Source organism: Micromonospora sp. ABR4_055, assembly GCF_056160425.1.
Genome location: NZ_JBSWXD010000168.1, coordinates 1 through 13504, shown reverse-complemented (window position 1 = coordinate 13504; position 13504 = coordinate 1). Strand labels below are relative to the sequence as shown.

Below are 13504 nucleotides of genomic sequence, written 5' to 3'. Positions count from 1 at the left end.
GGTGCGCCCGCCGCGCCCGAGCTCGGCAACTGGTGGGCCGCCCGGGTCGCGGAGCTGACCGACCGGGAGTCCGCCGGGGTCTGGCCAGGGCCGGACGCCGCCACCGACACGACCCGGCCGGCCGCCGCCACCGACACCCCCGAACTGCTGCGCAGGGTCGCGACGGCGGTCCGTCGGGAGGACCGGGCCGGACTGCACCGCGACCTCGCCGCAGTGGCCGCGCCGACCGGGCTGAATCTCGCCGCGATCACCCCACCGCTGCTGCACCGCCTCGCCGGAGACCTGCTGGACCACGAGCCGCAGGCCGAGGACCTGCGTCAGCTCGCCTCCGCCACCACCCGACGGGTACGCGAGCTGCTCCCCGGCATGCCGGATCCGGTGCTGCAGACCCTGCTCGCCCGGATCTGCCGGGTGCCGGCCGACGAGCGGCGCGACGACGGTCGCCGGGCCGACGGTGACCAGGCCGGGCAGCCCCCGGATCCGCCGCATCCGGCCGACTCGGCCGTCGCCGGCGCGGTACTCACCGGCGTACTGCTGCGGCTGCTCGACCGCGAGCCGCAGACGCTGCGCCCGGAGCAGCCCCGACCGCTGCGGGGGCGCGATGCCTGACGCGCGGGCCGATCTGGTAGCCGCGGTCCGCCGGGCGCTCGGGCATGCCCGGGCGGCGGCCCGCAACCGACTTGACGACGTCGAACAGGACATCGCCGCGGCGCAACAACAGCTCAACCGGGTACGACTGGCAGCCGAGCAGGTGCCGCACCGAGCCGCAGTGCACCGCGACCGCCGGCTCGCCGACCTCGCCGAGCAGTACCGCGACCAGATAACGGTCGTCACCCGGGGAGCCGTCGCGGCAGTGGACCGGGCGGCACCGGGAGCCGCCGCCGCCGACTGGGCCCGGTGGCATCCCGCCCCGGCGGCACGCACGGAATCACCGGGATCGTGCCGGATCGGCCTGACCGGGCTGGCCGGGCTGGCCGGGGGTGCCGCCGTACCCGCGCTCGTCGCGGTCCTGGACCACGGCCACGTGGCGCTGGACGGCGCCGACCGAGCGGGGTGTGACGCCGTGCTGTCCGCGCTACTGCTGCGGATCCTCGGCCGTACCGCGCCCGGCGCCGTCCGACTGACCGGCTACGACCCGGAACAGCTCGGTGGCGGCCTCGCCGGTTTCGCCCCGCTGGCCGGACCCGGCCTGCTCACCTTCGCCGGCCCCGGTGGGCTGAGCCGGCACCTGGACGACCTGGTCGACCACATCCGCCGGATCAACGAGACGGTGCTGGCCGGAGAGTTCCGGACGCTGAGCGAACTGGCGACAGCCACCGGCCGACGGCCCGAGCCGTGGCGGATCGCCGTCCTGCTGGGCGGGCCCGGGGAGGAGCTGTCCCGGCACGAACGGGCTCAGCTGGACCGGATCACCCGCGCCGGTGCCGCCTGCGGCGTCCATCTGATCGTCCGCGGTGTCGGGCTCAGCGCCGCGCCCACCGTGACCACCGTGTCGGTCTCCGGCGGCACGGCCCGGGTCAGCGGCTATCCGCAGTTGCCGGTACGGATCGACCCGCCACCGCCGGCTGAGTTGGTCACCCGTACCTGCCGGGAGATCGCCGCCGCGGTCGCCGCCGGCCCGGTCCCGGCGGTGTTCAGCGATCTGCTGCCCGAACAGGAATGGACCGAGGACGCCACCGCCGGGCTGACCGCGCCGGTCGGCGACAGCCCACAGGGTCGGCCGGTGACGGTGACGCTGAGCGACTATCCGCCGCACGCGCTGATCGGTGGGCCATCCGGCACCGGCAAGACCAACCTGATCTACGCCTGGATCGGTGCCCTGGCCGCCCGCTACTCCCCGACCGAGCTGGAGTTCTACCTGCTGGATTTCAAGGAGGGGGTGTCCTTCGCCCGGTTCGCGCCGGGCCGGCGGGATCCGAGCTTCCTGCCACATGTCCGGCTGGTCGGGGTGAACGTCAACACCGACCGGGAGTTCGGCCTGGCGATGCTGCACTTCCTGGGTGCGCAACTGCGGCAGCGGGCCGACGCCGCCAAACGCCACGAGGTGACGAAGCTGGCGGAGTTGCGCGCCGAGGACCCACAGGGCCGGTGGCCGCGCATCGTGGCGGTGATCGACGAGTTCCAGGTGCTGCTCGCCGGCAACGACGCACTGGCCACCGAGGCCGCGACGTTGCTGGAGGACCTGGCCCGGCGTGGCCGGTCACAGGGCATCCACCTGATCCTGGCGTCCCAGGACGTCTCCGGTATCCAGGCGTTATGGGGGCGTACCGCGCTGATCGCCCAGTTCGCACTACGGATCGCGCTACCGAAGGCGCGCCGCGTCCTGCCGGAGACCAACACCGCGGCGGAGTCACTGCCCCGCCACCACGCCGTGGTCAACGCCGAGTCCGGGGCGATGGAGGCCAACCAGGTCGTCCGGGTTCCGCCCGCCAGCGACCGGGACACCTGGCAGGAACTGCAACACCGACTGTGGCGACGACGGTCCGCCGACCTGCCCCCGCCGCGGCTGTTCGACGGCGACGTGGTACCCCGGCTGGCCGAGGCGCCGGACTACCAGGCGCTCATCGCCGACAGCGACGGACCGCGGGTACCGGTGGCGTTGCTCGGCGAGACGATCGACGTGCTGGCCCGCTCCGCCCGGCTCGGCCTGGCCCGGGCGCCCGGACGCAATCTCGCGGTACTGGGCACCCGGGTGGACGAGGCGTGCGCCCTGCTCGACGCGGGTGCCCGGTCCCTGGCCCGGCAGTACCCGCCCGGCGCGGCGCGGTTCGACATCGCCTGTCTGGACCCGGACGCGGAAGCCGCCGCCCGCCGGCTACACGCGGCGTTACCGGCCGGCACCGGACTGTACGACTTGGATACCGTCGGCGGGCTGCTCGCGGACACCGCTGACCGGCTCTCCGGTGACGTGCTGGACGGTCCGGTCCGCCCACACTTCCTGGTGCTGTACGCGGTCGACGCCGCCGCCGGACGGCTGGCGGCGAAGTTCGCCGGCCGCTCCGGCCTGGACCGGCTCCGCCGGGTGCTGCACCTCGGGCCCGAGCGACACACCCATGTGCTGGGCTGGTGGCGCGGTGTGGCGCGGATGCGTGACGACCTCGGCGGGATTGGCTCACGGACCGACCAGATCGGCGCCTGGGTGGCGTTGGACGTGCACGGCTCCGACCTCGGACCGCCGCTGTACCCCCGGGCCGGCGGCCCGGCGTGGTATCCCCGGCCGTGGCGGGCGCTGTTCTTCGACCGGGCCGTGCACCGCAGCGCCGAGGTCATCATCCCGTACGGGCTGACCTGATGGATGCCTCCTACCCCGAGCTGATGCGCCGGCTCGCCGAACTCGCCGCCGCGCTGCAGAACCGCCGGAACGAAGCGCAGCAGTGGTACGCGCAACGGTGCGACGGCGCGCAGGCCGCGGTGGCCGAGGTGGAGACCGACCTGGCGGAGCTGCACCAACTCCACGAGCAGGCAAGCCGGGAGCTGGCGGACGTCGACCGGGCGGCCGCCGACATCTGGACCGAGGTCGGTCACCGGTTCGGGCCGTTGGCCGGACGGCTTGGTGGCCTTCCGGCACCACTGCCGCCGCCCCCTGGTACCGCCGTTGACGACGATCCGGAGCACTGGCTGGCGGCCGCCCGCGCCCTGGTCGAGCGGTCCAACGACGTGGGTCCCCTGTCCCGAGCGGCATATCCGGTGCTGGCGCTGTTCGGCGCCGCCGGAGCCGTCGCCGCGTTCGGGTTGTCCACTGCCGCGCGGTGGGCCGGGCAGCGCTACGGCGGCGACCTGGCGGTCGGGATGCCGGTGATCGCGCTCGTCGTCACCCTGGTCGGTCCGCTACTCGGGCTGGTTCCGGCGAAGGCGCTGGCCGACCGCCGGCATGCCGAGCTCGACCTGCGTACCGTGTCGATCGTCCTGGTCGCCGGCCTGGCGGCGACCGCCGTCCTGCTGACGGGGCTGGGCTGACCCGACCGGGCCGATGGTGGATCAGCCGACGACCGCGACCGCTTCGCGCAGCAGACGGCGGGCCAGCACCAGTTGGTCGGCGGTGGTGTCCAGTCCTGGCAGGTCGCCGACCCGGACACCGGCGGTGTCCAGCACCGCCCGCAGGGCGGGGACGCACCTGCCCGGAAAGTTCACCGTACGGTCGAAGATCTGCAGGGTGACCCGCTCGTCCGACTGCGAGGTGAGCCGCCAGCGCAATCCGGGTCGGCGGCGGATGACGTCGTCGACGGTCAGCGTCCGGATCCGGTCCGCCTGCTGCAGTGGTGGCAATGGGGCCGGGCGCACCGCCGACCAGGCCCGGCGGCGCATAGGCGCCGCGACCTGGTCCGGCTCGACAGAGGCCAACCAGTCACGCAGTACCGCCACCGTCGCGGTCAGCTCCGAGGTGATCCCGGCGGGTTCGCACGGGTCGGCGCCGAACGGCAGCGACGTGCGCAGCTGCGGCTCGGTGACGGCGAGCTCGAGCAGCGCCTCGACCAGCGAGTACCGGGTGAACGCGCGAATCCCGACGGTGAGGTGGATCGAGCTCTCCTGCTGCGCGGTGGCACTGTGCAGCCAGCCTCGAGGCAGGTAGAGGGCATCGCCGGGGCCGAGCACGACGTCCAGCGCAGGTGCGGCCTCGGACCGGGCAACCACCTCATCGGCCCGACCCGACCAGGTCTGCTGGGGCAGCGGATCGGTCAGTACCGGTTCGTGCACCCGCCACCGCTTGCGACCCTCGGTCTGCAGCACGAACACGTCGTGGGTGTCGTAGTGGGTGGCGAATCCACGGCTGCCAGCCGGTGTGAGGTAGGCGTTCGTCTGCAACGGCTGGCCCAGTGTGGTGGACAGCTCGCCGATGAACGAGATGATCGGTGGCCAGAGCCGGTGCAGGCCCTGCAGGACCAGGGTGGCACCGTCCGCATACAGATCCAACACCCGCTCGTCGAGCACCTGGTCGTCGATCTCGGCGCCGGCGCCGGCGCTGCCGGTGTAGGTCCGTTCCGCGAAGACCTCACCGTCCCGGGCCACCCGGAGGAACGGCGTACGCAGGCCGTGCTGGCTCAGCAGCTGGTCGGCTGCGGGGCCGTCGAGCAGATCGGTGAAGCCGGCGGGGCCGGCCAGGTCGACAGCGCGCGACAGCAGCGGTCTACGCCCCCAGTAGACATCGGCGAACGTCGTCGGTTCCACCGCAACGCACCGGGTCAGCGCCGCCGGGCGGCGGGACGCGCCCGCCCCACCCGGCGAGCCCGGTGACGCGGCGATCTGCGGCGGGTCGGTAAGTCCGTGCCCGCCGGTGCAGCCGGCACCACGTGTCGCGGTGGGCAGCCGAGTCAACGCCGGTTCGCCCCGCCGTCGGCACCACCGTCGCGCCCAGCCGGATTCGCCCCACCATCAGCCGGGCCCTCCTGCGCCTTCGGACCAGCGCCGCCGTCGGCACCACCGTCGCGCCCAGCCGGATTCGCCCCACCATCAGCCGGGCCGTGACCCGTCGCGGGCCCGGTGCTGCGGATGTCGTCGTCGTCAAGTGTCATGACTGCCCCCTGCGGGTCGGTCGGCACGCGCCGGCGGCGCCGGCGCGCTCCTGCCTGCGGGTGGTACCCGAGGCGGATCGTCACTAACCTCGGGTAAACGCGGGGCCGGCCGGATTACAGCTCCTGGTACGGCGCGCAGCTGTCCCGCACGACCAGCTCGGTGGCGAGCTCCACCCGCGGCGTCTCCAGCGCTTCCCCTTGCGCCAGACGCAGTACTGTCCGCGCCGCCAGCAGCCCCATCTCGGCCAGCGGCTGGCGCACCGTGGTCAGCGGTGGCGACGACCACTGCACCTCGGGCAGGTCGTCGAAGCCGACCACGCTGACGTCGTCCGGAACCCGCAGGCCGCGTTGCCGCAGGGCTTCGAATGCGCCGAGGGCCATCTGGTCGCTGGACGCGAAGATCGCACTCGGTGGTTCGTCGAGGTCGAACAACGCGGCCGCGCCAGCGAAGCCCGACTCGTGGTAGAAGTCGCCGGGGACGACGTACTCGGGGCGCAGCGGGATCTCAGCCGCCTCCAACGCGGCCCGGTAGCCGTCGAGCCGGGCCCGGCTGCACAGCAGCCGGGGCGGACCGGCGATGAAGCCGATCCTGCGGTGTCCCAGGGAGATGAGGTGTTCCGTCGCTCGCAGTCCGCCGGCCCAGTTGGTCGCCCCGATAGTGGGGATGTCCAGGCTCGGCACGCCGGCCGGGTCGACCAGTACCATCGGTACGTTCAGCCGTCGCAGCTCGGTGTGTAATGGCGGAGCGAGTTCACTGGTGACCAGGATTACACCGTCAGTGGCCCGGGTCCGCAGGTTCTGCAGCCACTGCCGGGTCGCCGCGGACCGACGGTGGATGGCGGAGACGACGGTTCCGACCCCGGCGGCGTGCGCGACATCCTCCACGCCGCGGATTATCTCCACGGCCCACGGGCTGTCCAGATCGTTGAAGACCAGGTCGATCAGGCTGGCACCGGCGCGGGACCGGGTCGCCCGCCGTCGGTAGCCGTGCCGACGCAGGAGCTCCTCGACCCGTTCACGGGTCTGCGGGGCGACGTCGTTGCGCCCGTTGAGCACCCGTGACACGGTCGGCACGGAGACACCGGCTTCCTGGGCGATCGCGGTGATCGTGATCCTGCGTCCTTCATCGACCGTCACGGCAGCAACTCCTTCGTCGAGGCTTCAGCGTACGGCCGAACCTTCCGCCAGTCGGTCCGGCTCCGAACGCCGAGTCCGGGCCCCATCTTGCCGCAGTTGGAAAACGCTTGGCATCGACCCGGCCGGCAGTGTGTCGCACATGCCGGCGACCGAGTCGGCCGCGCCACCGACCGGAACTTTCCGGAACCGCCCGGGCGGCGGTTGCCTGAACGGCGGCCGGACGGGACACATCCGGCTGCCACGATGCGGGAGCATACCCGGACACTGCCAGCAAACTGTGGACTGCCAGATCTCGACGAAGCCGCAAGTTTCCGGAAACATGTCGGAGAACAGGCGCGACGGTCCGGCGACGCCGGTACTGGACTGGCGCGGCGCGATCGACAGGAGGCTGCCGGTGAGCGGCACGAACCATGCCCTGGACGAGGCCCTCGATCGGTCAGCGCCGTGGCGCGATCTCACCCTACCGGTGGAGGAACGGGTGTTCGACCTGCTTAGTCGGATGTCGCTGACGGAGAAGATCGCACAGCTGTACAGCTACTGGCGGGGCGCCAATGCCTCGATCGACGACATGGCCCCGCTGCAGCATGATCTGGTCGACGAGTCAGTTGACTGGGCCGACCTGCTGCACACCGGCTTGGGGCAGTTGACCCGCCCGTTCGGCACCACGGCGGTGACTCCGGCCGACGGTGCCCGGGCGCTGCACCGGCTGCAGGCCGAGATCGTCGCCGGCAACCGCTTCGGTATTCCCGCGCTGATCCACGAAGAGTGCCTGACCGGGTTCATGACCTGGGGCGCCACCGTGTACCCGACCCCACTGGCCTGGGGTGCCAGCTTCGACCCTGACCTGGTGACACAGATGGCGCGTCGGATCGGGCAGGACATGCGGTCGGTCGGGGTGCACCAGGGACTCGCCCCGGTGCTCGACGTGGTCAGGGACCCCCGTTGGGGTCGTACCGAGGAGACTATCGGCGAGGATCCGTACCTGGTCGCCACGATCGGCACCGCATACGTGCGTGGGCTCGAATCGGCCGGGGTGGTGGCCACCCTCAAGCACTTCGCCGGTTACTCGGCCTCCCGGGCCGGGCGCAACTTCGCGCCGGTGTCGGTCGGCCCGCGAGAGTTCGCCGACGTCCTGCTCCCACCGTTCGAGATGGCCGTCCGCGACGGTGGCGCTCGATCGGTGATGCACTCGTACGCGGAGGTGGACGGCGTACCGGCGGCGGCAGACGGCGGTCTGCTCACCGATCTGCTCCGTGGCCGCTGGGGGTTCACCGGCACCGTGGTCGCGGACTACTTCGGTGTGTCGTTCCTGGAGCTGCTGCACCGGGTGGCCGACGGTCCCACCACCGCCGCCGCTCTGGCGCTCAGCGCCGGGGTCGACGTCGAACTGCCGGCGGTACGGTGCTACGGAGCCCCGCTTGTCGAGGCAGTCCGGCAGGGTGCCGTGCCGGAGTCGGTGGTCGATCGGGCCGTCACCCGCGTCCTGCGGCAGAAATGTGAGCTGGGGTTGCTCGACCCGGACTGGGATCCGGTGCCACCGGCACTGGCCGGGGCGGACCACCCGAGCGAGGCGGGCGGGCCGTCCGCTGGGCCGGGTATCGACCTGGACCCGCCGGTGAATCGGGACCTGGCCCGGCGGCTGGCCGAGGAATCGGTGGTCCTGCTGGCCAACGACACCGTCCTCCCGCTGCCCGAGCAGGGGCGGGTAGCGGTGGTCGGACCGCTGGCCGACTCAGTCAACGGGCTGCTGGGCTGCTACACGTTCCCCAGCCACGTCGGTACCGTCCCGGCCGACGCCGGTGACCAACTCCCGATGGGGACCGTCCTGGCCGCGCTGCGGGCCGAGCTGCCTGCAGCGGCCATCGAGCACGTCACCACCGGCCCGGTGGACGGGCAGGACACTCCGGGCATCGTGGTGGCCGCAGACGCTGCGGCGCGGGCCGACGTCTGTGTCGCGGTGGTTGGGGACCGGGCCGGGCTGTTCGGCGCCGGAACCTCCGGCGAGGGCTGCGACGCCACCGACCTGGAACTGCCCGGACGGCAGGGTGAGTTGATCGAGGCGTTGGTCGCCACCGGCACCCCGGTGGTACTGGTGCTGCTGACCGGACGCCCGTACGCGCTCGGCCGGTACGCCGACCGGCTGGCCGGGGTGGTGCAGGCGTTCTTCCCCGGTGCCGAGGGGGGCCGCGCGGTCGCCGGTGTGCTCAGCGGCCGGGTCTGCCCGTCCGGCAGGTTGCCGATCGGGGTTCCTCGGCAGGCCGGCGGCCAGCCGACCAGCTATCTCAGCCCGCTGCTGGGACACCGGACCGAGGTGAGCAATGTCGATCCCGGTCCGCTGTACCCGTTCGGTCATGGCCTGTCGTACACCTCGTTCGAGTGGTCGACGCCGCTGGTCGACGGGGTCGAGCACGACCGGGGTGCGGCTCCGGCGCAGATCGGCACCGACGGCACGCTGCGGATCCGACTGCGGGTACGCAACACCGGTGACCGCGCGGGCAGCGAGATCGTCCAGCTGTACCTGCACGACCCGGTGGCGCAGGTCACCCGACCGGTGATCCGGCTGGTCGGGTACGCCCGGGTGCTGTTGCAGGCTGGCCAGGCGCGCTGGGTCGAGTTCGACTTCTCCGCCGACCTGTCGTGTTTCACCGGGCGGGACGGGCGCCGGGTCGTCGAGCCCGGCGATCTGGAGCTGCGGCTGGCCGCGTCGAGCACCGACGTCCGCCACCGGGTCGCGGTCCGGCTGGTCGGCGCCCAGCGGCAGGTCGACCACCGACGCCGGCTGGCCACCGAGGTGACCGTACGGTGACGGGGGTGCCGCTGCCCGCTGCGGTGCGGGCAGCGGCGTCAGTCGCTCAGCAGGTCACGCAGTTCGACCGGTACGGTGGCCAGCACGTCGTCCCACTCGCCGGAGCTGACGTGCCGTCGAAGCACCCGGCTGACCGTCCGGATCACCTGCTCGGCGCCGCCCTCGACGTCGAACGGGAAGTCCCGGCGCACCCGGGCGACGAACTCGGCACGGTCCAGCTTCGTCGGAGCCGAGGTGGCGTCCCAGCCCTCGTAGTACAGCCCGCGGACCAGCAGCGGCAGTTGCGCCGCGAGCTGCACCACCTCGGCCAGTGGTAGCCGGTCGCGCAACGTGTGCAGCACGGCGGCGAGCGCCGAATAGGACTGTTGGCGGCGCTGCGCCGGCCAGCCGAGTTCGTGCTCGATCTCGCTGAGCAACCGGTTGGTCTTGTCCACGGTGGCGTCAATGGCAGTCAGCTGGGCAGTCGTCATCTTCGTGCTCCCTCGTCGGTTCGTGGTGCCGGTGATCCGGGGGGCGCTCGTGATCCGCACGGTCCCGGTCAGGCCGCCCGCCGTTCCCGGGACTGCTTGCAGGTGACGCAGGTGGTGGCCGAGGGGTAGATCTCCAGCCGCTCCACCGGAATGGCTACGGCGCAGCCCTCGCAACGCCCGTAGTCGCCGGCGGCGAGACGGGCCAGGGCATGCTCGAACTGGGTGCGACGCTCCAGGATGGTACGGATCAAAGACTGGGCCGCGTCCCGCTCGGCGGTCTTCGTGCCGCTGTCGGCCTGGTCGTCGCCGGCGGTGTCGCCCCCTTCGACCAGCCGCAGCACCTGGCTCTGCGTCATCGCCTGCTCGTACTCAGCCGTCAACTCCTGGTACCGGCTGGTCAGCGCGGTGCGGATACGATCACTGTCGATGGTTCCCGGTACGCCGAGTCCCGGTCGCCGGTTCACGTCATGCGTCAGCATGCGCCCATCCCCCTTCAGATCGGTTACGGCGAGCCATGACCGGCTCGGACTCCGGCACCGGGTCGCCGCGAAGATCCGCCACTTACCCGTCGCCGACGGCCGGCAAACCCCGTCCAACCCCTGGCCAGCCACGCGGCCTCCGGGCCTCGCCGACGTCGATCGGGGCCGCCGGCAGTGCGGTCCCGGCAGTGCGGTCAGCCGGCGGTGTCGATGCTGATCCGGACGTCGTCGGCGAGCCGGTAGCCGACGCCGTACACGGTGGTGATCAGGGGCGAGTTGCCCACCTTGCCGCGGAGCCGGCGGATGTGCACGTCCACGGTACGCACCCCGGTGTGCTCGTAGCCCCATACCGCGGCGAGCAACTGCAACCGGGTGAAGACCCGGCGAGGGTTCTCCACCAGGTGCAGCAGGAGATCGAACTCGAGTCGGGTCAGCAGCAGCGGCTCGCCGTCCAACAGAACGGTCCGCGACGCGACCATGACGTGCAGTGCCGGCACGGCGACCGTGGTGGTCCGCCGTGACCGGGTGGCGGGGTCGGTGAACACCCCACCGGCCGCCGACGTCGGACCCGGCGCGTCGCGGCCGGCGCCGATCTGGTCGAGCGCCGCGCCGGGCTGCGCCCGGGTCGCGTCGACCGTCGGCATCTCCACCGTCGCCTCACCCCGTTCCACCAGCTCCCGGGCGGCCTCCAACAACCGGCGGGCGGACGACGAGAGCGCCTCCTCGCCGGCGGTGAGCGGAATCGACACGGTGACGGTCACGGTCGCCATCGCCGGGCCGGTCCCCCGCCGCGGCGCGGCGGGCGGACGGGCCGCACCAGACGGTGGCAAACCGGACCAGCCGGCGCGCGGCGAGGCAGGGCTGACCGACATGGTCCTCCTAGACAGTTCCGGCCGGAAGCGTGTATCCCGGCCGCCGGCTGGTGTCCGTACGCAACGGCAGCCGGCTGGGACGCGGCAGCCAGCACCGGACACAGGGGACGACCCGGTGCGCCGGCGGCTGCGCACGAACCGATGCTGCCGCTCCCACGCTCCCGGGTCAATACCGGACGGCGTTGCAGGAATGTGATGATTGACAAGCGCACCGTAATCGATTGCTCGCTCTGGATACCCGACCTCGGTGCTATTGCCGAACCGGCAGGATGATCACATGCGCGCCATCGTCGCCGGGTTCGCCGCGATCTGGTCGGTGACCCTGATCGGGTACCTGATCGGCCGTTTCGAGCTGCTCGGCCCGGATGGCACCGCCGTCCTGGCCCGGCTGGCCTTCTTCATCGCGACGCCGGCGCTGTTGTTCACCACCTTGGCGGGCACGTCCCCGACCGAGGTGTTCACCCCCGCGTTCCTCGCCTACCTGGCGAGCACCGTGGTGGTGGCGGCCGCCTACCTGGCGCTCGCCGGTTGGCTGTGGCAGCGGCCGGCCGGCGATGTCACCATCGGCGCGCTCGGCGCCTCCTATGTGAACGCAGCCAACCTCGGCATCCCGGTAGCGGCGTACGTGCTCGACGACGTTTCGGTCGTCGCGCCGGTGCTGCTGTTCCAGGTGCTCGTCGCGGCACCGGTGGCCTTCGCCGTCCTGGACTTCACCGCCGGCGACCGCCGCCCGTCCGTCCGTCGGCTGCTGTCCCTGCCGGCCCGCAACCCGATCATGATCGCCTCGGCGGCGGGCCTGGCACTGGCGATCAGCCGGTGGCAGCCACCCGCCGAGCTGCTGCGCCCCGCCGAACTGCTTGGTGCGGCCGCCGTACCGCTGGCTCTGCTGGCCCTCGGAATGTCCCTGCCCGGAAGCCGGCCGCTGGCGGCCGACCCGCAGGCCCGGGAACGCTACACCGCCGTCGCCCTCAAGGTGCTCGGCCAGCCGGCGGCGGCCTACCTGATCGCCCGACACGGTCTCGGCCTCAGCGGCACCGCGTTGCTCGCCGCAGTGGTCACCGCCGCGCTACCGACGGCGCAGAACGTCTTCATCTTCGCCACCCGGTACCAGCGCGGTCAACGCCTCGCCCGGGACTCGGTGGTGCTCTCCACGGTCGCCACCGCCGTCACCCTGATGCTGATCGCCGCCGTGCTCGGCTGACGTCCCCCAGTGGGCGCGAACCTGGCCGGCGTACCCCGACGACTGACGCTCACCGGCGGCGAGCGCCGCCGCGAACACGACAGCATCATCCGGGTCACCGGTGAGCGCCGCCCGTGCTGTCGCATCCGGCGTCAGGAACATGGGCGTGGCGGGACAACCCTCGGCGGGACGATCTCGCCAGGCCGCCGCCTCGGCCGCCGCCTCGGCCTCCGCCGGCCCGCCGTCGGCCAGAACCAGCACCGTCGCCGCGCCGGCCGCCAGGTCCGGGTTGCTCGTCGAACGGACTGCGCCGCTGATGTAGCGGCGGCCGTCCACCGCCACCGGCCCGGTCACCCCCGGCAGCGCGCAACTGGCCGCGACTGCCCGTGGCAGGGCGATGCCGGACGTCGAGTCCCACGCCACCAGCTGACCGCTGTCCGCGTCGACCGCGGTGACCAGCAGCCGGGGCGCGCTGGGCCAGCGGTGGTCCCGCAGCAGGTCCGCAACGGCACCCACGGCGGCGTCCGACGGGTCGGCGGCGAGTGCCAGCCGCCCAAGCTGCGCCCGGGCCTGCGACGACGTGGCACCGCCGGCACGCAGGCTCCGGCGGGTCTCGTCGACCAGTTCGTAGTCGGTCTGCCGGGCTGTCACCGGCCAGGTCCCGACCCGCCGTACGGTCCGCACGGCCGCGGCAGGACCAGCGTCGCCGTAGACCAGCGCCGCCACCAGGGCGCCGGTCGACGTCCCTACCACCAGGTCCGGCGTGCGCAGTCCGGCGCCAGCCCGATCGAGTCCGACGAGCATCCCCAACTGCCAGCCGGCCCAGCCGTCCCCGCCAGCGCCGAACACCACAGCTCGTCCCGTCACCGCCACCTCCGACGCGTCGACCTCGACGACGGGACCGCCGTCCGTCCAACCACTCCAGCCCTGCCGGCGGCACCGCCACCGAGCGCAACGCGCCGAAGCCGAACGCCCGGCTACCTATGGATGAACATCCGGACAACCAGCCAGGTCGGTCAGGCGCGGTGGGTGGTCGGACCGCAGTCCGAC

Annotated in this window: 9 protein-coding genes and 2 pseudogenes; 5 read left to right on the top strand and 6 right to left on the bottom strand. The window is 72.7% G+C overall.

The features are described 5' to 3' along the window. From ACXAHD_RS27410 to ACXAHD_RS27400, 3 genes and pseudogenes are all read left to right on the top strand, one after another. A pseudogene (locus ACXAHD_RS27410) lies at positions 1–609 on the top strand (hypothetical protein); the annotation flags it as partial. Further along, positions 602–3292 (top strand): FtsK/SpoIIIE domain-containing protein, encoded by a 2691-nt coding sequence (locus tag ACXAHD_RS27405; RefSeq protein ID WP_281554785.1) that lies wholly within the window; start codon positions 602–604, stop codon positions 3290–3292. The pseudogene ACXAHD_RS27410 and the gene ACXAHD_RS27405, both read left to right, overlap by 8 nt. After that, the gene (locus ACXAHD_RS27400) at positions 3292–3957 is read left to right on the top strand and encodes a hypothetical protein (RefSeq protein ID WP_289212803.1); all 666 of its coding nucleotides are present in this window, start codon (positions 3292–3294) and stop codon (positions 3955–3957) included. Before ACXAHD_RS27405 ends, ACXAHD_RS27400 begins: the two co-directional genes overlap by 1 nt. A 21-nt stretch (positions 3958–3978) precedes the next feature. Here ACXAHD_RS27400 and ACXAHD_RS27395 read toward each other — a convergent pair whose 3' ends face one another. Next, entirely contained in the window at positions 3979–5241 is a 1263-nt protein-coding gene (locus tag ACXAHD_RS27395; protein WP_475054165.1) for a cupin domain-containing protein, read from the bottom strand. A 383-nt stretch (positions 5242–5624) separates the two neighbouring features. Next, positions 5625–6647 carry a LacI family DNA-binding transcriptional regulator gene (locus ACXAHD_RS27390; RefSeq protein WP_281554782.1) on the bottom strand — a complete coding sequence of 341 codons (1023 nt, stop codon included), beginning with the start codon at positions 6645–6647 and terminating at the stop codon, positions 5625–5627. Positions 6648–7041: 394 nt separating this feature from the next. Between ACXAHD_RS27390 and ACXAHD_RS27385 the strand changes: the two genes are divergently transcribed. Next, a complete protein-coding gene (locus tag ACXAHD_RS27385) occupies positions 7042–9453 on the top strand; it encodes a beta-xylosidase/alpha-l-arabinosidase (protein ID WP_281554781.1) in 2412 nt (803 codons plus the stop codon). A gap of 38 nt (positions 9454–9491) precedes the next feature. Here the strand turns inward: ACXAHD_RS27385 and ACXAHD_RS27380 are convergent, their stop codons facing one another. The 3 genes from ACXAHD_RS27380 to ACXAHD_RS27370 form a co-directional block, all read right to left on the bottom strand. Continuing rightward, entirely contained in the window at positions 9492–9923 is a 432-nt protein-coding gene (locus tag ACXAHD_RS27380) for a DUF2267 domain-containing protein (RefSeq protein ID WP_281554780.1), read from the bottom strand. A gap of 68 nt (positions 9924–9991) precedes the next feature. Next, complete coding sequence (locus tag ACXAHD_RS27375; protein WP_281554779.1) at positions 9992–10402, bottom strand: TraR/DksA family transcriptional regulator; 411 nt, start codon at positions 10400–10402, stop codon at positions 9992–9994. Positions 10403–10596: 194 nt separating this feature from the next. Next, on the bottom strand, positions 10597–11274 hold the full coding sequence (locus tag ACXAHD_RS27370; protein WP_281554778.1) for a winged helix-turn-helix domain-containing protein: 678 nt from the start codon (positions 11272–11274) through the stop codon (positions 10597–10599). A gap of 277 nt (positions 11275–11551) precedes the next feature. Between ACXAHD_RS27370 and ACXAHD_RS27365 the strand changes: the two genes are divergently transcribed. Continuing rightward, entirely contained in the window at positions 11552–12475 is a 924-nt protein-coding gene (locus tag ACXAHD_RS27365) for an AEC family transporter (protein ID WP_281554777.1), read from the top strand. A 276-nt stretch (positions 12476–12751) separates the two neighbouring features. Here ACXAHD_RS27365 and ACXAHD_RS27360 read toward each other — a convergent pair. Then, a pseudogene (locus ACXAHD_RS27360) lies at positions 12752–13303 on the bottom strand (patatin-like phospholipase family protein); the annotation flags it as partial. Positions 13304–13504: the final 201 nt, after the last annotated feature.